This is a genomic window from Megalodesulfovibrio paquesii, from assembly GCF_054653055.1.
The window spans coordinates 80042-103655 of the sequence record NZ_BAAIGQ010000004.1 but is presented as its reverse complement, the minus strand read 5'-3'; the positions used below and the strand labels follow the sequence as shown (position 1 = coordinate 103655).

At 59.2% G+C, this 23614-nt stretch carries 25 protein-coding genes; 4 read left to right on the top strand and 21 right to left on the bottom strand.

All coding sequences use genetic code 11. From position 1 onward, the window contains the following. Positions 1-64: 64 nt before the first annotated feature. From phoU to ACYQ00_RS03160, 8 genes are all read right to left on the bottom strand, one after another. Positions 65-742 carry a phosphate signaling complex protein PhoU gene (phoU, locus tag ACYQ00_RS03195; RefSeq protein ID WP_460030734.1) on the bottom strand — a complete coding sequence of 226 codons (678 nt, stop codon included), beginning with the start codon at positions 740-742 and terminating at the stop codon, positions 65-67. 20 nt (positions 743-762) lie between these two features. Continuing rightward, positions 763-1509: a phosphate ABC transporter ATP-binding protein PstB gene (pstB, locus tag ACYQ00_RS03190; protein ID WP_460031315.1), complete on the bottom strand. Its 747-nt coding sequence runs from the start codon at positions 1507-1509 to the stop codon at positions 763-765. A 233-nt stretch (positions 1510-1742) separates the two neighbouring features. Then, positions 1743-2795 (bottom strand): PstS family phosphate ABC transporter substrate-binding protein, encoded by a 1053-nt coding sequence (locus tag ACYQ00_RS03185; RefSeq protein WP_460030733.1) that lies wholly within the window; start codon positions 2793-2795, stop codon positions 1743-1745. A gap of 97 nt (positions 2796-2892) precedes the next feature. After that, positions 2893-4173, bottom strand: a complete 1281-nt coding sequence (pstA, locus tag ACYQ00_RS03180; protein ID WP_460030732.1) for a phosphate ABC transporter permease PstA — start codon at positions 4171-4173, stop codon at positions 2893-2895. Beyond that, positions 4166-5557 (bottom strand): phosphate ABC transporter permease subunit PstC, encoded by a 1392-nt coding sequence (gene pstC, locus ACYQ00_RS03175; protein WP_460030731.1) that lies wholly within the window; start codon positions 5555-5557, stop codon positions 4166-4168. The genes pstA and pstC overlap by 8 nt, the downstream gene beginning before the upstream one ends. A 303-nt stretch (positions 5558-5860) precedes the next feature. After that, positions 5861-7405, bottom strand: a complete 1545-nt coding sequence (locus ACYQ00_RS03170) for a choice-of-anchor I family protein (protein ID WP_460030730.1) — start codon at positions 7403-7405, stop codon at positions 5861-5863. 168 nt (positions 7406-7573) lie between these two features. Continuing rightward, positions 7574-8686, bottom strand: coding sequence for an alanine dehydrogenase (gene ald / locus ACYQ00_RS03165; protein WP_460030729.1), 1113 nt, complete (start codon positions 8684-8686; stop codon positions 7574-7576). A 52-nt stretch (positions 8687-8738) separates the two neighbouring features. Then, positions 8739-9914: a cache domain-containing protein gene (locus tag ACYQ00_RS03160; protein WP_460030728.1), complete on the bottom strand. Its 1176-nt coding sequence runs from the start codon at positions 9912-9914 to the stop codon at positions 8739-8741. A 234-nt stretch (positions 9915-10148) separates the two neighbouring features. Between ACYQ00_RS03160 and ACYQ00_RS03155 the strand changes: the two genes are divergently transcribed. From ACYQ00_RS03155 to ACYQ00_RS03145, 3 genes are all read left to right on the top strand, one after another. Beyond that, entirely contained in the window at positions 10149-10634 is a 486-nt protein-coding gene (locus tag ACYQ00_RS03155) for a periplasmic heavy metal sensor (RefSeq protein ID WP_460030727.1), read from the top strand. 203 nt (positions 10635-10837) lie between these two features. Continuing rightward, entirely contained in the window at positions 10838-11044 is a 207-nt protein-coding gene (locus ACYQ00_RS03150; protein ID WP_460030726.1) for a hypothetical protein, read from the top strand. Between the two features lie 176 nt (positions 11045-11220). Further along, a complete protein-coding gene (locus tag ACYQ00_RS03145; protein WP_460030725.1) occupies positions 11221-11538 on the top strand; it encodes a VanZ family protein in 318 nt (105 codons plus the stop codon). Between the two features lie 59 nt (positions 11539-11597). On the opposite strand, the gene ACYQ00_RS03140 is transcribed toward ACYQ00_RS03145, so the two are convergent. The 5 genes from ACYQ00_RS03140 to ACYQ00_RS03120 form a co-directional block, all read right to left on the bottom strand. Beyond that, positions 11598-12482 carry a DsbA family protein gene (locus ACYQ00_RS03140; RefSeq protein ID WP_460030724.1) on the bottom strand — a complete coding sequence of 295 codons (885 nt, stop codon included), beginning with the start codon at positions 12480-12482 and terminating at the stop codon, positions 11598-11600. Between the two features lie 217 nt (positions 12483-12699). After that, positions 12700-13212, bottom strand: a complete 513-nt coding sequence (locus ACYQ00_RS03135; RefSeq protein WP_460030723.1) for a hypothetical protein — start codon at positions 13210-13212, stop codon at positions 12700-12702. A gap of 97 nt (positions 13213-13309) precedes the next feature. Next, complete coding sequence (locus tag ACYQ00_RS03130) at positions 13310-14050, bottom strand: glycosyltransferase (RefSeq protein ID WP_460030722.1); 741 nt, start codon at positions 14048-14050, stop codon at positions 13310-13312. A 55-nt stretch (positions 14051-14105) separates the two neighbouring features. Continuing rightward, positions 14106-15653 carry a methyl-accepting chemotaxis protein gene (locus ACYQ00_RS03125; protein WP_460030721.1) on the bottom strand — a complete coding sequence of 516 codons (1548 nt, stop codon included), beginning with the start codon at positions 15651-15653 and terminating at the stop codon, positions 14106-14108. A 364-nt stretch (positions 15654-16017) separates the two neighbouring features. Beyond that, positions 16018-16644 carry a sugar O-acetyltransferase gene (locus ACYQ00_RS03120; protein ID WP_460030720.1) on the bottom strand — a complete coding sequence of 209 codons (627 nt, stop codon included), beginning with the start codon at positions 16642-16644 and terminating at the stop codon, positions 16018-16020. A 220-nt stretch (positions 16645-16864) separates the two neighbouring features. Here ACYQ00_RS03120 and ACYQ00_RS03115 point away from each other — a divergent pair, with 220 nt between their 5' ends. Beyond that, positions 16865-18925 (top strand): diguanylate cyclase domain-containing protein, encoded by a 2061-nt coding sequence (locus ACYQ00_RS03115; RefSeq protein ID WP_460030719.1) that lies wholly within the window; start codon positions 16865-16867, stop codon positions 18923-18925. 75 nt (positions 18926-19000) lie between these two features. Here the strand turns inward: ACYQ00_RS03115 and ACYQ00_RS03110 are convergent, their stop codons facing one another. From ACYQ00_RS03110 to ACYQ00_RS03075, 8 genes are all read right to left on the bottom strand, one after another. After that, positions 19001-19390 carry an RHS repeat domain-containing protein gene (locus ACYQ00_RS03110; RefSeq protein ID WP_460030718.1) on the bottom strand — a complete coding sequence of 130 codons (390 nt, stop codon included), beginning with the start codon at positions 19388-19390 and terminating at the stop codon, positions 19001-19003. 222 nt (positions 19391-19612) lie between these two features. Beyond that, positions 19613-20665: an IS5 family transposase gene (locus ACYQ00_RS03105; RefSeq protein ID WP_460030289.1), complete on the bottom strand. Its 1053-nt coding sequence runs from the start codon at positions 20663-20665 to the stop codon at positions 19613-19615. A gap of 210 nt (positions 20666-20875) precedes the next feature. Beyond that, positions 20876-21283, bottom strand: coding sequence for a hypothetical protein (locus ACYQ00_RS03100; RefSeq protein WP_460030717.1), 408 nt, complete (start codon positions 21281-21283; stop codon positions 20876-20878). Beyond that, positions 21276-22013, bottom strand: a complete 738-nt coding sequence (locus tag ACYQ00_RS03095; protein ID WP_460030716.1) for a hypothetical protein — start codon at positions 22011-22013, stop codon at positions 21276-21278. Before ACYQ00_RS03095 ends, ACYQ00_RS03100 begins: the two co-directional genes overlap by 8 nt. 171 nt (positions 22014-22184) lie before the next feature. Beyond that, positions 22185-22469 (bottom strand): conjugal transfer protein TrbD, encoded by a 285-nt coding sequence (gene trbD, locus ACYQ00_RS03090; protein WP_460030715.1) that lies wholly within the window; start codon positions 22467-22469, stop codon positions 22185-22187. Then, positions 22469-22636 carry a TrbC/VirB2 family protein gene (locus ACYQ00_RS03085; protein WP_460030714.1) on the bottom strand — a complete coding sequence of 56 codons (168 nt, stop codon included), beginning with the start codon at positions 22634-22636 and terminating at the stop codon, positions 22469-22471. The genes trbD and ACYQ00_RS03085 overlap by 1 nt, the downstream gene beginning before the upstream one ends. Before the next feature lie 88 nt (positions 22637-22724). After that, a complete protein-coding gene (locus ACYQ00_RS03080) occupies positions 22725-23045 on the bottom strand; it encodes a nucleotide-binding protein (protein WP_460030713.1) in 321 nt (106 codons plus the stop codon). Beyond that, positions 23045-23224 carry a hypothetical protein gene (locus tag ACYQ00_RS03075; RefSeq protein ID WP_460030712.1) on the bottom strand — a complete coding sequence of 60 codons (180 nt, stop codon included), beginning with the start codon at positions 23222-23224 and terminating at the stop codon, positions 23045-23047. Before ACYQ00_RS03075 ends, ACYQ00_RS03080 begins: the two co-directional genes overlap by 1 nt. Between the last annotated feature and the right edge of the window lie 390 nt (positions 23225-23614).

The window sequence follows — 23614 nt, the reverse complement described above, 5'->3', positions numbered from 1 at the left end:
AAAAGCGGGGAAACCCGATCAAAAGGGGGCTCCCCGCTGCAGTCGCTCATCGTGGGACGGAAAATCAGTTCTCGCCTTTGTAAATCTTGCCAGTGATGGAATAGATCAGGTGTCCGGCCACGTTGGTGACGTGATCGGCCAGGCGCTCCAGGGACCGGGCCACGAAGAGCAGCTGTGAGTTCACGGCCAGGCTCTCGGGGTGCGCGGCAATGTCCTCGTGCAGGGTCTGCATCAGGGCCAGATAGGCGGCGTCCACGGCATCGTCGGCATGCCAGACCGCCACGGCCGCTTCTTCGCTTTCCTGGCTCAGGGCAGCCACGGCGTCGGTCAGGAGCTTTTCGACCACCTGGGCCAGCTGCTCGATCTTCTCCATCACATGCCCGGAGGGCGCGGCCGGAAGGGCCAGGGCGCAGCCGGCCACGCTGGCGGCATAGTCCGCAACGCGTTCCAGGTCCGTGGCCATCTTGAGCGACGCCACCACGTGCCGCAGGTCCGTGGCCACGGGCTGGCGGGTAGCCAGCAGGCCGATGGTCAGGGTGTTGACCTGGGCATGCATGGAATCCACCAGATCGTCGCCGCGCAGCACTGTGTTGGCAAGCTCCACATCGCGGGCACGCAGGGCGGCAATTGCTTTTTCCAGCTGCAGGAGCGCCTTTTCCCCCATGGTCACCAGCAGGGAGTTCATGCTCTCCAGTTCTTCGTCAAAGGAACGGACGATATGCGGTTTTTCCTTTGCGGTCATGGATATGCCTCGCAGACGGCCTAGCCGAAGCGGCCGGTGATGTAGTCGTGGGTCAGTTCATGGAGCGGATTGGTGAAAATCTGCTCCGTGGGGCCGATTTCGATGAGGTCGCCCAAATGAAAATAGGCAGTGCGCTGGGACACGCGCGAGGCCTGCTGCATGGAATGGGTGACAATGGCGATGGCGAATTGTTCGCGCAGTTCGTCAATCAAATCTTCTATCACAGAGGTGGCGATGGGATCCAGCGCGGAGCAGGGTTCGTCCATCAGAATCACTTCCGGGCTGACGGCGATGGTCCTCGCAATACACAGCCGCTGCTGCTGGCCGCCAGAAAGGCCGGTGCCGGGCTGGTCCAGCCGGTCCTTGACTTCATTCCACAGGCCGGCCCGCTTGAGGGAGGTTTCCACCACCTCGTCCATCTCGGCCTTGGTGTTCACCAGGCCGTGGATGCGGGGACCATAGGCGATGTTTTCATAAATGGATTTCGGAAAGGGATTGGGCTTTTGAAAAACCATGCCCACCTGGGCGCGCAGGGGCACCACGTCCACCTTGGGATCGTAGATGTTGCGGCCGTCCAGTTCGATAAGTCCGGTCACACGGCAACAGTCGATGGTGTCATTCATGCGGTTCAGGCAGCGCAGGAAGGTGGACTTCCCGCAGCCCGAGGGGCCGATCATGGCGATGACCTCGTTGTTGCCTATATCCATCGAGACATCATGGATGGCATGTTTGTCGCCGTAATATACGTTGACGTCCACGCAATGCATGCGGGGCTCGGGGACGGTCGCAGTCCCGACGGTCTGGCGTTCTTCGCGGGGGACGCGTTTGGGGCCTTTCTCGCGGGCGGGGACGGTCTTGGCCGTGGCGGAGGATGCGTCGGGGGTGCGCTCGTCCATGGCAGTGTTCCTGTTCGTCTTCCTGAAAGGGAAAAAGAAAAGAGGGTTGCGGCAAGACACAGGCGGGCCGACGGTTGCCGGCCCGCCTGCGGTAGAGAGTGTGCTTACTTCAGGGCGCCACAGTCAAGAGCGGTCATGCCCTTGGCGGCGGCGGAGAATTCCTTGCGTTCAGCGTCGGGCATGGGGATCATGCCCTTGGCAGCCAGATAACCGTCCTGGCCCCAGGCCTTCTCGCTGGTGAATTCAGCCAGATACTCGGCAATGCCGGGGATGACGCCAGCATGGGCCTTTTTCACGTAGAAGTACAGGGGGCGGGAGACGGTGTACTTGCCGGAGGCGATGTTCTCAAAGGTGGGAGCCACGCCGCCCACTTCGGAACCCTGGATCTTGTCGGCGTTCTGGTCCAGGAAGGAGTAGCCGAAGATGCCCAGGGCGTTGGGGTTGGCTTCCAGCTTCTGGACGATCAGGTTGTCGTTTTCGCCGGCATCGATGTAGGCGCCGTCTTCACGGATGGTGTGCACGTAGCCCTTCCACTTCTTGCTGTCTTCCTTTTCAAGATTCTTGAGGAATTCGGAAGACTTGGCGCCAACTTCCATCACCAGTTCGATGAAGGCATCGCGGGTGCCGGACGTAGGAGGCGGGCCGAGCACTTCGATTTTGGCGGCAGGCAGGGCAGCGTTGACTTCTTTCCAGGTCTTGTAGGGGTTGGCAACCATCTTGCCGTCCACTTCCACTTCCTTGGCCATGGCGCGGTACAGATCCACGGTGGAAAGCTTGAAGAGGGGAGCCTTCTTGGAGTTGGCCAGGACGATGCCGTCGTAGCCGATCTTGATTTCCACCACGTCCTTGACGCCGTTCTTGGTGCAATCTTCGCACTCGGACTTCTTCATGCGGCGGGAGGCGTTGGTGATGTCAGGATGGCCCACGCCCACGCCGGCGCAGAACAGCTTCATACCGCCGCCAGTGCCGGTGGATTCGATGGTGGGCGTCTTGAACTTACCGCTCTTGCCGAAGGTTTCGGCAACCACGGTGGAGAAGGGATACACCGTGGAGGAACCCACGATCTTGATGGTGTCCCTGGCGGCCTGGGCGTGAGCAAAGTTCACGCTGGTGGCCATCAGCAGGGCGGCCGCTGCGACGGTGAGACCTTTCAACATGTTGTCCTCCTGAAGGAACATTGCGGAACACGCGCGGGTTTGCGTGCCGCGGTATGACAATGCCAGGGGCCGGCTGGATTGCCGGTCCCGCCGGCCCTTACCAACGACGTTCGAATTTCTTGCGCAGCACCACGGCCAGGGCGTTCATGGCCAGCAGGAACACCAGAAGCACCATGATGGCGGCGCTGGTCTTTTCCCGGAAGCCACGTTCCGGGGAATCAGACCACAGGTAAATCTGCACCGGCAGGGCCGTGGCCGCATCGGTGATGCCCTGGGGCACGTCCACGATGAAGGCCACCATGCCGATCATCAGCAGGGGGGCTGTCTCGCCCAGGGCCCGGGCCATGCCGATGATGGCCCCGGTGAGCATGCCCGGCAGCGCCAGGGGCAGCACATGGTTGACCACGCACTGCAACTGCGAGGAGCCAATGCCCAGCGCCGCTTCCCGTATGGACGGCGGCACGCTCTTGAGCGCCGCGCGGGAGGCGATGATGATCACGGGAAGGGTCATCAGCGTGAGCACCAGACCGCCCACCAGCGGGGCAGAGCGCGGCAGGCCGAAGAAGTTCAGGAACACCGCCAGCCCCAGCAGACCGAAGACAATGGAGGGCACGGCAGCGAGGTTGTTGATGTTGACCTCGATGAGATCGGTCCATTTGTTCTTGGGGGCGAATTCTTCCAGGTACACCGCCGCGGCGATGCCGATGGGAAAGGAGAGCACCAGGGTGATGAGCAGGGAGTAGAAGGAGCCCATCACCGCGCCCCAGATGCCGGCCTGTTCGGGTTCGCGGGAATCGCCCGTGGTCAGGAACACGGTGTTGAACTTTCGTTCCACCACGCCGCGCTTGATCAGAGAATCCACCCAGGCGATCTGCTTGTCGCTCATGCGGCGTTCGATCTCGGGCACATCGCGGTTGATGTGGCCCTTGACCAGCTGGTCCACGTCATCATCAGCAAGCACCCAGAGGGTCACGGTCTTGCCAATGAGGGAGGGGTCCGCAAAGATCATCTTTTCAAGCGAAAACGGGGCGTTGTTGCTCAGGAAATTGTCGATATCCCGGATCTCGCTGCGGGCGGTCACTTCCGGAAAGTAGCTGCGGATGGCTTTCTTGACAAAGAGTGGGTAGTTGGCCGCGTTCAGGTCGTCGCGATTGATTTCCGCCGGATCCAGAGGCACATCCAGCCTGATGTACGTCTGGGTGAAGGCCGGGTACCCGTCGGACACGATGGTGACGAACAGCAGCCCCAGGAAAAACAGGCTGGCGAAGATGGCCAGACGTCCGTAGAACCGGAATCGCTTTTCGGCGGCGTAGCGCTTGGCCAGGCCGGCGTTGACGATGTCGATGGGGCGCGACGGGCTGGGGGCGGAGTTATTCATACTGTTCCCGGTACTTGCGAACCACATGCAGGGCGAAGATGTTCAGGCAGAGCGTCACCAGGAAGAGCACCAGGCCCAGGGCAAAGGCCGCCAGGGTCTTGGGGCTGTCGAATTCCTGGTCGCCGATGAGCAGGGTGACGATCTGCACCGTCACCGTGGTCACGGTTTCAAAGGGATTGACGGTCAGGTTGGCGGAGAGGCCTGCAGCCATGACCACGATCATCGTCTCCCCGATGGCGCGGGACATGGCCAGCAGCACCGAGCCGACAATGCCGGGCAGTGCCGCGGGCAGAACGACCCTCTTGACTGTTTCCGAGGGCGTGGAGCCCAGGGCCAGGGCGCCATCGCGCAGGCTCTGGGGCACGGCGTTGATGACGTCGTCCGAAAGCGAGGAGACAAAGGGGATGATCATGATGCCCATGACCAGCCCGGCAGCCAGGGCGCTTTCCGACGAGACGGACAGGCCGACCGTGGCGCCCATGTCCCGGATGAACGGGGCTACCACGAGGGCGGCGAAGAAGCCGTAGACCACCGTGGGAATGCCGGCCAGGATTTCCATGAGCGGCTTGGCCACGGCGCGGAATTTACGGGAGGCGTATTCCGACATGTAAATGGCGGCCATCAGCCCGATGGGCACAGCCACCAGCATGGAAATCAGAGAAATGAGCGCCGTGCCCACGAACACCGGGATGGCGCCAAAGCTGCCGGAGCCGCCCACCTGATCCGCCCGGATGGCCATCTGCGGGCTCCAGTCCAGCCCGAACAGAAATTCACCCAGGGGTATGATTTTGAAGAAGCGGATGGCTTCGAACAGCACGGAAAGGATGATGCCAACCGTGGTGACAATGGCCAGCAGGGAGCAGGCAATGAGCAGCCATTTGACCAGACGCTCCACCTGGTTGCGGGCGCGCAGCTGCGGGGTGACGCTCCTGCGGGCCAGCCCCATTCCGCCCAAGGCCAGCACCAGACACAGGCTCAGCAGGCAGACGCGGGAATACATGCGCAGGCGGATAAATTCTTCGGCTGCCTTGCGGATTTCCGGCGAAGGCTCCCCGCTGAGGATGTTCCCGCTCACCAGATTCTTGACGTCATTGATGACCAGTCCCAGCTGATCGGCCGGCAGGGCCTGGACCTCGGCTGGCAGATGCGACGTGACCAGTCCGGTGAGAATGCGCGATTCGCTGAACTGCCAGACCCCGAACAGGAGGATGGCAGGCACAAAGCACCACAAGGCTGCGAACGCGCCGTAATACGCCGGGCGGGAATGCAGGGACGGCAGACCCTTGGGCCCGCCGGCCACGGCAAAGGCCCTGTTGCGGCCAAAGGTATAGGCCGCGGCGCTCAGGGCCAGCAGCAACAACAAGATGACATACGCTGGAATCATGGACAGCTCGATCGCTCGCGCGCTTCAGGAGGTCCCGGAAGGTTCAGGTTGCCGAGGTGCCTCCGGTCAGTGGTGCCGAAAGCGCATCCCGCCATACGTGACGCACTTACACGGTCTAGCAAACGAGAAAGATGACAAGGTGACGGAAGGTCACGGTTCGGCAACGGTTGTGTGACAATATGATGACAATGCGGGCTTGCGAGCCTGGCTGTTGCAGGCTGCAGCACCCTCCAGCACGTGAAAAAAGGAACGGGCCGACACAATGGCCGGCCCGTTCATCAAATTGTCACAATGCGCGCAAGGCTACTCTGTCACGGCAAACACGGCCACGGTGCCGCTGACCTCATTGGCCGTCACCACCAGGGGTTTGCCGGTGGGGCTGTCCTTGGCGGAGATGAAGATCACGCCTTCGGGGGCGATATCCCCGGCGGCCTCGGTTTTCTGGTCGGCCTTGTAGTCGCGGCTGTTCACATAGCCCACGTAGCTGGCCTTGGCCGGGGTGGTCACGTCAAAGGTCATCAGGCCGCCCTGGCGCTCCAGGCCGACATACACATAGGTCTTGCCGTTGACCACGCCCACAGCCAGCCCTTCCGGCTCGGGGCCTTTGTCGTCGCTGCGGTCGTCGAATTTCTCCTCCGCATTGAAGAAGTCCGGCACTTCCTGGGCGATGATGCGTTCGATCATGTCCCCGCTGTCAAAAACAAGCGCGCCGGTGGCGGCGTCCCAGATGCTGAAGGAACGGGCGCCGTAGGCCACAATGCGGTCGGCCAGGCCATCGTCGTCGGTGTCCAGCATGTCCCTGACCACCTTCAGGCGGCCCAGCTGCTTGTCGCGGCGCAGCCAGGTGGCGTCGCGGTAGATGCGGTCATTCAGATAGACTTTCCCAAGGCGGGCTTCGTCGGAGTAGCCATCGTAGTCCCGGGAGTCGCCCTCGTTGGCCGTGGCCAGATAGAGCTTGCCGTTGGCGGTAAAAGCAACGATGGAGTCGGGCATGTACATGCCGAAGACAGGCCAGGGCTTGATGTTGATTTTCTTGTCCTTGTCGCTGGCGTCCAGACCACCGGTCTTGGACCAGTCCTTCAGGCCGAGGGGGAAAATTTTGGTGATCTGGGCCTTGGCCACATCCACCACGGCGATGGCGTTGTTTTCCTGAAGGGTCACATAGGCGGTTTTGGAATCCGGCGCCACGGCGATGTATTCCGGCTCAATATCCTGGGAAACCGTGGCCTTGGGGTGGGAGATGCGCACGCCCTTGGCCTGCAGCTGGGTCTTTTGGCTGTTGAAGGCATGGAAGTAGGCCATGGTGCAGGTGGCGGCGTCCACGCCCTTGGTCAGGTTGACCACAGCCACGCTGCCCTCGGGGTCCACGCTGTAGTCCTTGTTGGGTTCGCCTTCGCAGGCGGCCAGGACGTACTTGCCGTCCGGCGTGAAGGTGACCATGTCCGGCAGCGCGCCCACATCAAAGGTCTTCAGCACCTTGCCGTCGCGATCCATGAACACGATCTTGCCGGGTTCCTGCTTGGGATCGGCTTCCACGGCCACGGCCACCAGCCCGTTTTTCACGGCCACGCTGTTGATGCCACCGCCGAACTCCTTGAGGGAGATTTCGGATTTTTTGGACGGGGCGGCGGGGGTGGCCAGGTCAACCACTTCAATGGCTGCAGCGCCGGCATTGACCACAAAGAGCAGCTTGGATTGCGGATCATAGCTGCAGATTTCCGCGGCGGTTTCCCCGCCGAGTTTGAGGCCGCCAATCTTTTCCAGGGCAGGGGATGCGGCGGCGGCCGGAGCTGCCGTACCGATCATGAGGGCCAGGCCAATAGCCAGGCGACGGGCAAAAGGTCGCATGCACGGACTCCTTGATACTGATGCGCAGGGGATGGATGGCATTTCATGCCATGAAGCCGCCGGTACAAGGTGACAGCTTTGCGACGTTTTGACGGCAGAAAGACGCCAGCCCCTCCCCGACATTGGTCGGAAAAGGGGCTGGAGAGGCACGGCTGAGGCGCGGCGGTGCTACATGGCGGACACTGCGCTGGTCAGCGGGGTGCAGGCCAGGTCGAAGGCTTCGGCCACGCCGGCGCAGGTCAGCTGGCCCTGCCAGGTGTTCAGGCCACGGGCCAGGGAGGCGTCGTCGGCCAGGGCCTTGCTGCCCTTGTTGGCCAGGGCCAGGGCGTAGGGCAGGGTCTGGTTCACCAGGGCAAAGGTGGAGGTGCGGGGCACTGCGCCGGGCATGTTGGCCACGCCGTAATGCACCACGTTATCCACCACATAGGTGGGATCGGCATGCGTGGTGGCCTTGATGGTTTCCACACAGCCGCCCTGGTCCACGGCCACGTCCACAATGACCGCGCCGGGCTTCATGCAAGGCAGCATCTCCCGGGTGACCAGACGGGGGGCCTTGGCACCGGGGATAAGCACAGCGCCGATGACCAAGTCGGCCTTGCACAGGGCGGCGCGGACGTTGGCTTCGTGGGACATGAGGGTCACCACGCGGCTGTTGAAGATGTCATCCAGGTACTGCAGGCGGCTGTGGTTCACGTCCAGCACGGTCACGCGCGCGCCCATGCCCACGGCAATCTTGGTGGCATTGACGCCGACCACGCCGCCGCCCAGGATGACCACTTCGGCCGGTTCCACGCCGGGCACGCCACCCAGGAGCATGCCGCGGCCGCCGTGGGGCTTTTCCAGGCACTGCGCGCCCACCTGCGGGGCCATGCGGCCGGCCACTTCGCTCATGGGCACCAGCAGGGGCAGGGCGCCGTTGGCCAATTGCACGGTTTCATAGGCCACGCCGGTGGTTTTGCTGGTCAGGAGGGCTTCGGTCAGGGGGCGATCGGCGGCCAGATGCAGGTAGGTGAAGAGCAGCAGGCCGTCGCGGAGATACTGGTATTCGGAGGCGATGGGTTCCTTGACTTTGATGACCATCTCCGCGCCCCAGGCCTCGGCAGCGCTGACCATCCTGGCACCGGCGGCGAGATACTCCTCGTCGCTGAGTCCGCTGCCCACGCCGGCGCCCTGTTCCACCAGAACAGTGTGCCCGTTGCGGACCATGGCGCCGACTGCGCCGGGCGTCATGGCGACGCGATTTTCCATCGTTTTGATTTCCTTGGGAATGCCAACGATCATGGAACGTGCCTCCTGGGCAGATAAAATTGATTGCCGAACCAACGCGGGCCTCTCATGACGCATCCTTGCTCTGCTGTAAAGACCGTCTCGACGCAAAGAAAAAACAGAGTGCGCCCAAGGCGCAGGGAACCCAGAACCAGCGCGAGGCTGGCGTGTGCACCGGTTCCAGACGGACCACCGTCCAGCCCAGCGCCGCATGCTGCACTCCGGCCACAGTCACCGGGCCGGGGTCTCCTGGCAACTCCTCCAGCACCGCCGGCTCTCCGCTCAGGGCGGCCACCAGCAGGCGGGACTGCACTTCCGCATTGGCCAACATGCTCGCATTCAGGGAGGCGCGCACCAGGGGCGGCGACGCTTCCAGCCCGGTAACAGGCGCGCCCAGCAGTCGGCCGCGATTGTCCAACAAGCAAAAGACGGCCTGGCGTGCGTCCTGCGTCTGGGCCAGCTTGGCCAGGAGCGCAGTGGCCGCCTGACCGCGCAGGTCACGCTCCCGGCGTTGCAGACCTTCAGCATCCAGAAAGACGGCCAGGGTCCAGTCGAACATCGGCAGGTGCCGCGCCACGCCCAGGTGCAGTGTCATGCGTGCGGCGCCTCTGGCTTTCCAGTCAAACACGGCGCTGGTGCTGCCCCACTGCCGGGCCTCGTTGCGCAGGGTCCGCAGCAGCGAGCGGCCTTTGCGGTCACGGTAGGGAGACAGATCCAACCCTCGCAGGGCCAGCTCGGGATATGTCAGGGCAGTGATGCGATCATCATACACAAAGCAGAGCAGGCCCGGTTCCAGGAACACATGATCTATCAGCGTCAGAGCCAGGGGGCCGGCCAGATCCTTGGTTTCGCGCGGGGGCAGGCCCTGGCGCAGGGCATCTTGCAGGGCATATTCCACCAGCCGCCGGGCCATGCCCGCGGTCTGCTCCAGGCGCAACCGCTCCTGCTGCAGCAGCAGACGGCGCTCGCTGAGAATCCGGAAATAGATCTGCTGCAGTTCCTGGCTCGTCAGGGTCAGAACATCTTCAGCATGGGCCCGTTGCAACCGGGCAGTACGGGAATCGGCAAAAAACAGCATGCCTGCCAGCAGCATCAGCAGGACTGTCAGGAAAAGGCCGGCAGGGAGGCGGCGCACCCACGCCAGCCACAGCTCCACCACAGGAATCCGTTCCGGGGAAGCGGCCGCAGGACAATCAGCATGCCGGGGTGGTGGGGCAGGGGGCGGAGTGGCTGGCAGAGGCATGGCTGGTCCTGGCCGGAGATGATGAGATGCTGCGCGGTTCTTACCATGGCAAGGTGCACGGTGACAATTGCATCACCCTGCACATATGGCGCAACTCTTTGCACCATACACCGCATGAAAAGAATGTAATTATTTGTAAGGTACTGAAAATGCATTAGAAGGGGCGTTGGCACGCATGCTGCTTTTCCATACCGTCGGCAACATGCACACTCACGCTTCACGAGGAGACGCAGTATGAAACGGTTGATTGGCTCCGCAATGCTTTCCCTGCTTTGTGTTCTGGCACTCTCGGCTTCTGCCTTTGCCCAGCCCCCCCGCCAAGGCGGGCCGGATGGCCCCGGTGGTGGTCCCGGTGGTGGCCCTGGCGGGCATGGTGACCCTGAAATGATGGCCCCCATGCCCGGCGAGCAGCATCCCGGGGCCTTGCTGGATCGTCTGGAGCGGCTGCTGCCCCCGGAAGTCCGGGAGTCGGCCAAAACCATCCTGATGGAGCACCGCACGGCCATGTACCCCCTCAATGAGCGCATTCAATCCCGGCGCCATGAGCTGAACGCCCTGCTTGCCACACCCGGCACCAGTGATGAAGCCATCAAAAAGCTGGTGGAAGAAATCAATGGCTTGCAGGCAGACAAGTTCCGCGCCGACGTGGCCATGCGCAAGGAGTTCTTCAAGGTCACGGGCGTGCCCCTGCCAGATCGTCCCCGTATGGGCCGCATGTAATCCGGTTGTTGCCCCTCCTGTCTGCGCGCCCGGCTGGTTCCCTGCCAGCCGGGCGTTTGTTGTGCATTGCGCAGGGGATGGGTCGTCAATTGACAGTATGCACCGGGCATGAGAAATTTCATGCCGGCGCATCAGTACCGCATTGCGCCGGTTCGACACTGCAGCATGAGAACAACGGGAACGCAATGGGAAGCAATTATCTTGTGCGGGGAATTCTGATTGGCGGGTCGCTGGGGGTGTTTGCGGCCTTGCTGGGCTTTGTGGATATGGGCCGCGGTGCAGCCTGGGGGATGCTTGGTGGCTTCTTTGCCGGCCTGACGCTTGCCCGCCGAGCCAGAAAACGGGAAGAGGCGGCCTCCCTGGCTCGAAAACAACGCGATGCCGAGTCTGATGAGGACCCGACGGCGTGAACAAACACGGGGCCCCCGGTCCGCACCGCATTGGGCCTGAGCCCGAAGCGGGAGCGCAGGCCGGAAGGGACCGCCCGGACGCGCCCACAGGCAGGGTCGAGACAAATTGTCCTCCAAAATGGCGGGCATTTTTTGCATTGTGGGTGACGGGGGTACTGTTGTACGCGGCGATTTCCTTGGCGCCGTGGCAGTTTCCGTATCAGGTGACGCTGTTCTGGGGCATCATGCTGGATGAAGCCCTGCATTTTGCCACCTTTGCCCTCCTGGCCGCAGCGGTGCCCCGGCAGTTCCCCTCCTGGGTGGATCTCGGCCTGGCGTTGGCGCTGTTGCTGTTGCTGGGGGTCTCCACTGAACTGGCGCAACTGTTCATCCCCACCCGGGCCTTTGCCCTGGAAGACATGGCCTCCAACTGCCTGGGATGCCTGGCAGGCGCATTGCCCGGCGTGGTGCTGAAGCTGCGACGGCGCCGCCACGCGAAGCAACAGGACGGATAAAAAACGCGCCCGGATGGAACCTCCATCCGGGCGCGTTTGGCGTGTACGGGTGCAGTGTCTTACTGGGCTGTGGCGTTTGTGCCCGAGGCAATGCCGGTGGCCGTGGCATTTGCGGCCTCAGGATTCAGGCGGGGATCGTTGGTCCGGACGAATTCCACAATCTCGATGAATTCTTCCAGGCTCATGGCCCCACTGGCAGTGACGCCGTTGATGACGAAAGACGGCGTGCCCTGTAGCCCAAACCGCTGGGCTTCCTGGAGATCTTCCTTGATGCGGCCAAGCACCTGCGTGCTGCCGGCGTCACGCTTGAGGCGGTCCAGGTCCAGTCCCACCTCCTGCGCCTGGGCCATCAGCCAATCCACGCCTCCATCCTTGATCTGATCCTGCCCCTGGAAGAACCGGTGGTACAGTTCCCAGGCCTTGGCCTCGTCCTGCATGGAAGCAGCCTCAAACACGGCGGCCGCTGCCTGGGCATGCTGGTGCGAGGAAAGCGGCATGTGCTTGAAATATACGCGCATGGAGTCGGCATATTTTTTCTGCAGCAACTCCAGCGTCCTGGCAGCCTGACTGCAATAGGGGCATTGAAAATCGGAGAATTCCACCACGGTGAGGGTGGCATTGGCCGGGCCAAAGGAGGGCCGGGCATCGTCAATCACCGGCAGGTTGCCCTGCTTCAGCTGGGAGAGGCGCTGGGCCTTGAGTGCCTTTTCCTGAGACACACGCAACCCGGCCTCGACAATATGCAGCAGTTCTTCATTATGCTCGGAAAGCACCTCCAGGATGAGGGAGGGATCTTCCTTGAGAGCGGTTCTGAGCCACTGCTTGAAGCTATCCCTGGCGGCTGCATCTTCCTGGGAGGCAGCATTGCCCGGACCGGAAGGCGATTCGCAGGCAGTGGGCAACAACAACACACAGGTCAGAACGAGCAGAAGCAGACGGCGCATGCGATCTCCACAGGCGGGCTGGCACGGGCAGGCTGAATGGTTGCAAACGGGATTCTTTTCCCAGCGACACCGCATTCACTACAGTTACAGATGAGGCAACACAAGTCTTGCTGCACCCCTCACGGGGAAATGAAACAAAATTAATGCACGCCGGACCTCGCCCGGTAAAGGGATCTGGCTTCAGGGGCAGCACGCCGCCGGCGGGCAGTACGGTGCCTTATTCGGTCACTTCCACCAGGGCATCCTCATTCTGCAGTGGCTTCAACGGCGTAAAATAATATGCAGATTTGGACATGTTGGTTTTCAGGTTGAATTTCAGTTTGAACTTGAGCTTTTTCTCGGGCAGGTCCCAGCTGAGGATCTTCCAGTCGCCTTCGGTGTATTCTTTGGGCGTTACACCAAACTGGGTGGTGACATTCCGGGCGATGAGCTCTGGCGTGGCATTGGCGTCGGCGTTGTTGGAGATGGTGATGATTCTGGTGTACAGCTTGTTGTCTACAAAGCCATAGGCAATGGCCGGGTTCACCCTGCGTTGCTGCTCAATGGCGCAGGTGCCAGCATAATTGTAATACGAGATGCCCTCCTTCTCCATGTACTTGATGAATCGATCTGCCGCGTCGAACTCCCGGATGTCATCCCCGAATGGCGGATCATCGCAATTGAAACTCTTTGCCTGGGCCAGACCAACGCACGCGAGGACAATGACCATGCTCAGCAACAGGTGTTTCACAAGAGGACTCCCTTGGGACGGCAGCGGTGAATGGAAAGAGTGGTCATGGAATGTGGCACGGCAAGGCAGCGGCGGTCAATGCGGCCGGGCACGGCCATCATCCCTGCACAGTGGGCTCTGTGGGGGGCGGCGAGATGGTGAAATTGGCCAGCAGGGTGTTGTCGTCCGCCTGCGGCCCGCGTATGTAATTGTAAACATTGATGTCGTGTACGTGTTGTAGAAAAATGGGCGGTGTTTCGACCTGCGCCACGGGGGCCTTGTCGTAAATGGCGGGATGATCCACCCAAAAGACAGTCCGCAAGGGGTCGTTGCGTTCCAGCAAGCTGACAAATGCATTGGTTACGTCAGAGAAATAATACACCTTCCCCTTGCAGTACTGAATGCCATGAGGAAAATTGATGTACAGCGGGATATCCGGGGCGGGCTGCTGCGTCAGCAACGAGTCAACAATGCGATGAAGTACAGCCACAAAGTTGTTTGCCAGCGCGTCGTCATTGTCCAGTCTGGTCGTCAGGATGTATTCCGTTTCAGGATGTATGCGGGCAATCTGCGCACGAAGCTGAGGCATAATGGAGGCGTATTCCCCGCAGAACAGCGGCGTAAAATTCCGGTACGAGGAAAAGGTGCTGATCAGTCGCCTGTATTGCGGTGGGGTCTGTTCATCAAAAAGGACCAGCCAGACAAAATCCTGATTGGTCTGGGCGCGTATGGAGGGCCAGCAGAAGGCGTGAAACATGCGGAACCGTTCCGCGAGCCAGGTGTCGCCCAGGCGTGGCGCAAAGGGTGTTGGCGTGATGTGCACGTTGAAGCGCGTGATGATAATATGCTTGAAAAACATGGTATTCCTGGACTGTGAGGGCGAGACAGGCGCCAGTTCTTCGCACGCTGCGGGGCTATCCACGCGCACTGCCAATGGCTTCGTCCTGTTTCTGCATGTCATCGATAAGTTTCTTGAGCACATGCGCCTGGTGCGCCAGTTCGCCCACCGCCTTGCTGGCGTGGTGCATGGCGCCCGAAGTATCGGAGGAAATGCGGCTGATCTCCTCAATACTCTTGTTGATTTCTTCGCTGGCGGCAGACTGCTCCTCGCTGGCGGTGGCAATGGAGCGGACCTGATCTGTGGTCAGTTCCACCAGAGAGACGATCTCATGCAGTGCGCCACCGGACTCGTTGGCCAGGTTGGTCGCGATATCGATTTTGGAGACGGCCTGGTCCACATGCTGGATGTTCAGCCGCGCACCATCCTGAATGCCCAGGATGGCAGCGCCCACTTCCTTGGTGGCGGACATGGTTTTTTCCGCAAGCTTGCGGACTTCATCGGCCACCACGGCAAAGCCGCGCCCGGCATCGCCTGCCCGGGCGGCCTCAATGGCCGCATTCAGGGCCAGCAGGTTGGTCTGATCGGCAATATCTGAAATCACATTCAATACCTGGCCAATACCCTCGGCCTGATTCCCCAGTGCGGTCATGTCCGTTTTGAGCGCCAGGGCTGCATGCTGCACCTCGCCCATGCCTTGGACCACGCGGGTGACCACCCCTGCGCCATCCTGGGCCTTGTGCCTGGCCTTGTCCGCGGTTTCTGCGGCCTGGGAGGCGTTGCGGGCCACTTCCAGCACGGTGGCGTTCATTTCTTCCATGGCCGTGGCGGTCTCGCTGACACGCTCCGACTGGTGTTCCGCACCATGGCTCGATTGCTTTATCTGCAAGGATAATGCATCTGAAGTGGGGGAAAGGATATCCACCACGCCTTCAAGATTCTTTGCCGCTGCAGCGATATTGTCGTGGCTGCGTTTGCAAAGCGCTTCCGCTTCTTTGAGGGCGGTCATGTCGATGTAAATACAGAGCCCTCCAATGCATTGCCTGGCCAGATCATACACAGGAAAGACGTTGGCCAATACATGACGCTCGCCGCCCTTGTGTCCGCGAATAGTGACCTCAAGATTGCGAAAGACCTTGCCATCCCGGATGCTTTGTCCCACGGCAGTTTTGCGGGTCGGATCGTTGTAGAACACCTCGGCCAGTGTTTTGCCCAGGCAGCGCTCGATGGGGCCATCGATTTGCAACATGTCCAGACAGGCCTGATTGAGATGTGTTGCCCGTTCCTGCGTGTCCACCAGGAGATAGGGCATGGGCAGTCCGTGCAGGATGCCCTGATTCAGCCCTTTGTCATGGTTGCTCATTGCGGCGATGGTTGTGAGCGCCTCATGCAGTGCGGCCAGGGCGCCTGGGCCTTCAATCGGCGGAGGGGCGTTTTTCCCATCCGCAATTGCCCGGACCCGAGTCAGGACACCTTGCAACGGCGCCAGGCACTGCAGGTACGTCAGGACCAGACAGGTGCCCCCGCCAACCAGGAGCCCCAGGATGACTGCAACGGCCGTTGGCGTGGCGTTCTCAATCATCCCGTAGCAACTGGCGGCCACCACTGCGCAAAGTGCCAGCAAGATGAATACAGTTCCCGAGAGTAGTCTGCCCTGAACAGTTGATGTCTGCATCGCGATTCCCCCACGCGCTAAAACTTGAATGCCGGTGCAGAGCGCTACATGATCCTCTTGCGCCTCTCCCCAAACACAGCAGCGTGCCAGGGATGCGGCGTTGGAAACGTGCCCTCCGTGAAGCCAAAGTATACAGCGAGTTGCGGACAATGTATATATATCGGGGGGCTTTGACCTGAGATTGGCAAGGGTGCCCTACGGAAGGCAAACTCCTTCGCCAAAGCCTTGATGGGGTGCTGTCAGCGGCGAGCAGTGGCGCGTGTGGGCAACAAGCGGATACTGCAGGCCCTTGATGATAAATAGCCGCGTGCGGTTATGCTTCGATGTCGCGGATTGCCCGGCAAGGATTGCCCGCGGCAAAAACACCTGCAGGAATATCCCGTGTGACGACGCTGCCCGCACCGATCACGGCCTGGTCGCCAATCCGGACGCCCGGCAGGATGATGGCGCCACCGCCGACCCAGACGTCTGAGCCGATCTCCACGGGCTTGCCATACTCCTTCTGGCGTCGCTGCAGGGCGTTCATGGGATGCAATGGCGTGTAAATCTGTACGGCTGGGCCAAATAGTGTGAAGCTCCCAATACGCACCGGGCACACGTCCAGCACCACGCAGTTGAAATTGAAGAATACCCGCTCTCCCAGCTCGATGTTGGCGCCGTAGTCGCAAAAAAAAGGTGGCTGCAGAAGGACCGTCTCACCGCCTTTCCCAAGCAATTCAACCAGAATGCGCCGTCGAACCTCCTGCTCGCCCTCACGCGAGCTGTTGAGGGCCAAACACAAATCCCGCGCCCGTTCCCGTGCCGTTACCAGCTCGGGATCCATGGCGTCGTACATTTCGCCGGCAAGCATCTTCTGATGTTCGGTGCGCATGGGAGGGAAAATAGCGGAGAAGGGCCGACGTGGCCAGGACAAACGAATACGCACCATTTGCAGGGCCACCGGTGGCTTCTGCGTCTTTATGGAGCCACGGCTTGCGTCCCTCCATGCCCTTCGCCTGGGCTGACCTGAAAGGGGACATGAGGACATGTGATATAGTTATGCACTGTAATAAGAAACAGTTGAGCACCTTCCAGAAATGTGGTTCAAGGGTAACAAGGACTTTTCTGAGTGCGCAGGGCAATGAGTTGTCAGTCGTGCATGTTCACACCCAAGGATCAAAATGATGGGTTTTTTTAGCGTGAACGCCCTGGACGTCAAAACACTTGCGCTGTGTTTTGGGCTGCTCAGCTGCCTGCAGTGTGTGGCGTTTTTTATTCAATACATAATAAATCGTTCTGAAAAAGGCCTGCAGTGGTGGACACTTGGCAGTGCCAGCATGTCTGTTGGTTTTTTGTTGAACTTTCTGCGTGAAATAGAGTTTTTGCAGGGTAGTATTGTTGTGTTATACAACATGTCGTTTGTTGTTGGAACGTCATTCATTTGCATTGGGATTTATCGCTTTGAGAACAAGAAGCCGCGTGGTTGGAGCATCGCGGCCCTCAATATTCTGGCACTTGGTCTTATCCTGTATTATACAATAGTCGATCCTGCTGTATCAAGCAGGAGGATTGTGATCTCCCTGTCGCTTGCCGTGCTCTCGCTGTTGTCCATCGGAGCGCTTTGTCAGGCACGCGTTGGAGTTTGCAACACGGCCTCGAAGTTTTTGCGGTTCCTGTTCGGGTTCAACATGATATGGCTTCTGATTTTTTCCTTTTCAGATTCCTTGTCCGGTCTCCATGCCGATCTGTTTGCCAAGCCGGTGCCTTTGATTGTTTCCTATCTGATGCTCATGATTACCAGCACCCTCTGGACCTTTGGGCTCATTGTTCTTGTCAACCAAAGTCTTTCAACAAAGCTGGAGACTTCGAAGCTCTTTCTTGAATCTACCCTGGATGGGTTGTCGGCAAATATCGCACTGTTAAATGAACATGGAGATATTGTCCTCGTCAATAAAGCCTGGAGAGATTTTGCAGCCTCTAATGGCATGCCGGCAAGTATCTCTTTTGAAGGTACCAACTATTTGACAGTATGTGATGGATCTTCCTCTGTAGAATGCGTCGAAGATGCATTCAATTTTGCAGAAGGCATTAAAACGGTATTGTCAGGAAAACAGCCGATGTATTCCATGGAATACGCTTGCCACTCGAGAAGTGCGCTGCGATGGTTTGTGGGTAGGGTCACTCTGTTTCCTGGTGATGGTCCAAAGCATGTTGTGGTTGCCCATGAAGACATTACCGAAAGAAAGCTCATGGAAATTGCGTTGGAGGAATCCAACAAGAAACTGGAGGCAATGACCAATGAGGATGGTCTGACTAAGATTTCAAACCGGCGCCACTTCGATATGGTGCTGGCAAATGAATGCAGCCGGCATGCGCGCAATCACGCCACGCTCTCGCTTATCCTGCTCGACATCGATTACTTTAAAAATTTCAACGATGCATATGGACACGTGGCCGGGGATGCCTGCCTGCAACGCGTGGCGTTCGCCATGGCACAGTGCCTCAAGCGCCCCACAGATCTTGCGGCAAGATATGGTGGCGAGGAGTTCGTCTGCCTCCTGCCGGAAACCGATTTGATTGGCGCGGTGAGCGTGGCCGAAAGCATACGCAAGGCCATTGAGGGACTTTCCATCACGCATGATAAGTCATCGGTTTCTCAGTTTGTTTCCGTGAGTATAGGACTTGTTTCCCTTTCATGCGACTCTGAGACGAAGCCAAGTGATGTGGTAAAATACGCAGATGCATTGTTGTACCGTGCAAAGAATGAGGGTCGCAACCGTATTGCATTCAGAGATATGACAGATCTTCCATATGCCGTGGAAGAACACGCCAACAAGGTATCACTACAAATATCCTGGAATGATAAGTACTCGTCAGGAAACAGGTGTATTGACGAGCAGCATATGTATTTGCTCGCTCTTACCAACGATATCTTGAAGCATGCTTTTTCAGATCAGGATCCTGCAGTGTTGACACAACGCATCGAAAATCTCTTGCAGCATGTTGAACAGCACTTCAAAAATGAAGAAGTAATTCTCAACGAAGTCGGCTATCAAAATCTTGATGGGCATATTGCAGAACATGACCGCCTGCTGAAACGATGCAAATCACTGATTCATGAACACTCAAATCAGCCAATTCCGACTGTGGATTTGTTGCAATATATAGTACATGATCTTGTCATGCTGCACATGTTTCGGGATGATATAGCCTGCTATCATTTTGTGGCCAAGGATGCATAATGCAGAACAGTGTCAGGGCGAGGCAACTGCCGCAGGAAGTATGCTTCGCGCGTCCACTTAGGCGCATCTGCTTGGCTACTCCCGAGCCCGTTTTCCATGTTGCCGGCAATGGTGTGTGGGTGCAAGATGATGCAAGGACATACTCCCCGGAAAAGAAGTAACTGGCGAGTTGCCCGCGTAGTTGTCCTCCTCCCCCCCCTTAAACCCGATCGGGTCCCTAGCTGTCCACCTCCCCACTTTCGGATCATAGTCCCGGTACCCAAAGCGCACCAGTCCCGTATCGCTATCCTGCAGTCCGCCGGCAAAACCAAACGGCACCTTCAGTTCAGGATTGCTGTCGCTGATCACCCGCCCGAACGAGTCATACAGGACGTTCTTGATGACATGCCCATTTGTATCAGTCACCGCCCGGAGGCTGCCGACTTGGTCGTAGACGAAGTAGAACAGCTCGCCGGCCTGCACCATATATTTTTATAAATGAGCAACAACTCTAATGTGATTATTCATTGAAAATTCAAGCAATGCCGAGCGCATCGTTGAAATGAGACCTCTGCACAACACCACCCGAACGACTCTTCGCCGAGGAAATGGCCCTCTTGGCCTCTGATTTTGGTCTAATCTGTCATCGCTTTCATCATTTTTCCCTCATTTTCATCATTCCTTCCAAATTTTGGACGCACCAGCCCCTCAAGTGCCCATCAACCGCACGGCTTTCTTCAAATTGAAGGCCATCCCCACCAGATACAGCTCGGCGCAGACCTTTTTCAGGCCCAGATAGCGCGCCCGGGCCAGGCCGTAGCCGCGTTTCCAGGTCCCGAACACCCGCTCCACGCCGCAGCGCACGCTGCTGATGAGCCGGTTGCGCAATCGTTCATAGGCCGTGAGCGGCGCGTGGCGGGTGGCCTTGTCCATGGTGGCGTCCTTGAGGCCGCGGGCCAGCAGCGCGTCGCGGTTGGCGCCGCTGGAATACCCCTTGTCGCCATAGACATAGGTCCCTGGAATAACATGGATTTCATCGAGCAGCGTTTCGAACTCGCGCATGTCTGACCGGTTGGCCGAGGTGGCGTGGCCGCCGAGGAAGAAGCCGTCGCGAGCATCGGTGGCGGCGTGGATTTTGTAGCCGTAATGACAGCGACGCCCCTTCTTGAGCCAGGCCGCGTCGGCATCGTCTGAAAAGCTGACCTTGACCGAACAGTCTGATTTCGCAGGGGATGCAGGTTGCTGTTCGGCCTCCTCCGCGCGATCCTCGGGCAGGATGTCGATGATTTTGCGCGGGCGGCGGGCAGATTCGACCACCGAGGCGTCGACCACGGTCCCCTCACGCACGAGCAGGCCCTTGGCTTCGAGCTGCTCGTTGAGGCGATCCAGAAGCTTATCGAGAATATTCAACTTGATCAGGCCGTTGCGAAATCGGCAGATGGTGGTTTCGTCGGGGACGTCACCCTCGAAGGACAGACCAACGAAGCGGATGAAGGAGAGGCGGTCGTAGAGGGCCTGCTCGGTGGCCGGGTCGCTGAGATTGTACCACCGTTGCAGGAGCAGAATCTTGAACATGGCCAGGGCCGGGTAGGCGGGGTTGCCCACGGCGTCGGCCTTGCGGGTAAGTTTCTTGTTCAAAAACGAACGGATAGGCCGCCAGTCGATGAGGGCGTCAATGTCGTCCAGGAAGGTGCGCTTGGTCTTGCGCCGGGCCATGAAGTAATCGCCAAGCAACGGGGCCTTGGGGCTGCGCTCTGCCATGTTATCCTCCTTGGGGTGAAGGAAGAATAGCAGATATCATGCTGGATTTGAAGAGAAAATATGCGGTGGCCGTGCAGAGGTCTCGAAATCATCCGACGCGTTTCGGAGGTGGTAAAAAGGGCACGGCCTGACTTTCTCTTAGGGTAGCAATTAAAATATTGGGACTGTGGAAGAGATAGGTCAGGGTCGGAATGAGATCCGAAGCGCACCTCAACTCTCCAGCGTCAAGCCCCACTCCAACAATCGATACACCACTCCCACCCAGGCAATGGCCGCCACCGCCGCGATGGCCAGGGGCAAATCAAAGCCGAAGCGCTGAAAGAAGTGGTCTATACACGCGCTAGTGAGCAGGAACATTCCAATGCCCACCACAAGCCAACCATGGACGACGTGCGGAGTTTGCCAGAAACCTGTTGAGAAAAAGGAAGTGCATTTATAGGATAAGCGCGCTAGCCCGGATGCATCCGCATAGTGTTCGGAGTGCACCAACAACAAGCCAAACGACATGGCACATGTTGCAAGTAAAATAAAACCCCATGGCGTTGAAAACATCACTGCAAATGGCCAAGGAATGAATGTGCACCACGCAATGCCATGATAAATCTGTTTTTTAGTCACGGAACACTCCGCATTGCGATGAGGAATATGAGACAATACGTCCATACCCTCCACCATACCAACCAACGCTGAAGTCATATCCGGCTTGATAGTCAAGTGAGATGCTCATTGTGTCTCCCAATTCCAACCTGCTAAAGCTGAATCCCGCTCCTCGCGCAAATCCGGCAGAAGCCACATTGGCCCACCCCTCCATTGCGTGCAATGGTGTTTTGTATTTACGGTAATCACCCTGAATCTCGAATGATGCAAGAAATCGTACCACACTCACAGGGCTTGCTGATAGTCCAGGGCCATAAAGAAATACTTGATAAACACCTCTGTGCAAAGCTCCATTGAAGGACTCTGCATCGCGGCGTGTGTGTGGAATGCAATGCGTTACAATATTACATCGTAGTTGCACCGCATTGGCGACCTCTCCCACCGACACCATAGTGCAATCCGCAAAAATGGTGGTATCTACTTCCGGATACCACAAGTCCTCCAATGGCGTCGGCCCGGTGGCCTGCGTTGCACTCTCGGCGGAACCCGCGACGAGTCGCAGCTGGCACTTGCAGTTCGGGTGCGGCCGGCCGGGGATGTCCCCGAGGGTATACTTGCGGCCATCCCGCGCCGTGCAGGCCACGCAGGCGCCGAGGCTTGCCTTCCATTGCCACACTGCGAACGGATTATTTTTATAGAACTCTCGCTCATACTCTGTCAACATTGGGGGGCCGAACTCTTGCGCCGCCATGCCTGTGCTCCTTAGGAAAGATTCCTGATCAGCAAACACTCCCAAACATGGCGAGCTATTCCAAGTGGGAAGGAATTCCGGATAGGCTCGACTATGGCGCGACAAGGGCCGCATAGGGCAGCAGGTCCGGCAGGCCCTTGGCATGGGATCGGTAGTCGCGCAGCCGCAGCATCAGCGTCTCCAGATCCCAGCACGGGCCGGGTAGTATGCCTGCTGGCGGACGTGCCGGAGATAGACCCTGCTCATGATCGGGTCTGCCTTGGCCATGCGGCGCAGGAGAGCCACGGCGACCAGCCAGAAAACCACCGCCGTGACGCCCGAGAGCAGACTCAACCCGCCCACGCCCACCAGGATGGCGACCAGGGCGGAGGTGAGCAACAGTTCGCGTTCCGCGCCCATGACGTGCTGGTGGCGGTGCAGGGACTGGTGCACCGGGAGAGTGCGCGGCGTCTGCATCAGATCACCGCGCCCGAGAAGGAGAAGACCGAGTTGACGATGCTGCTGGCGAAGGCGATGAAGGAGATCCCGAAGACTACGCCCAGCAACAGCTTGAAGCCGCCCGTGAGGTCGTCCTTGTTGAAGATGTACATGATGCCGCACAGGCCCATGGCCACGATGCTCACCCACTTGCCAGTTCATGGAACGGGCGGCCCGGTCACGGTGTTGACCACCTTTTCCAGCGGGTCCGAGAATTCGTCGATGCCGCCCCTCTCAGAAGCAGGGGACCCAGGCCACGGCAGGCACGGCGAGCATGCACAACACCAGAAATAGCGTCCTTGTGCGCCCCTTCGGGAGGTGCAGCAGCCGGTCCATGAGCCCGTCAAATCGCCGCGGGTCGATGTCGCTGCCCTGCATGATCTCAATGGGGTCAACGTGCAGGTCGGCGTAGCCGGCCAGCGTGGCGTTGATGGGATCCGTGTCAAAGCAGCGCACGGCCTGCTCCTTGTGGCGCAGGTACTGGGCCAACAGCGAGGCCACGAGGGATTTTCCCACGCCGCCCTTGCCCTGGAGGATGAAGTGGGTGGTGGGCATCAGAACAACTCTTCCTTGGTCGGGCGTGGATTGATGGAGAATCCGCCGGCATCGGAACGGCCCCCTGGCGTTCCCTGCGTGGGGCGGCGGCCACGGTCGTGGGCGCGGATGGCGTGTTCCTGGGCGTGGCCGTCTTCAATGAGCTGGCGCATGTAGCTGTAAAAGGTGCCATACGACATGGTGATTCGCCATTTTGCCAAGAGCGTCGCCTGGATGCGCTTGTTATCGAAGCCGCCCCATGCAGGGAAGGTGCAACTCCAGAATGTCGTCCTTGCAGGCGATGAATTCAATGCGTCCAGTGAAACGGGCAATGCGTTTCTGTTCGGACATGGCGTCTCTCCTCCCAGCGTCTGGCGAAACGGCGCAGCAGAGTGATCGGGACCGGGCCATGGGCAGAGCACGCTATGTGCTTGTCGGGGCCTATAGTCGAAGGAAAATCTTTTGGGCAAGCAATTTTTCTGTAAAATCACTCTTATTCAGACTGTTAAGGGAGTGATAACGACGTAATTTGAACTGAATTATACCAAATTATACTGAATCGTAGTGAATCATGGCAGAACATGCGGAGT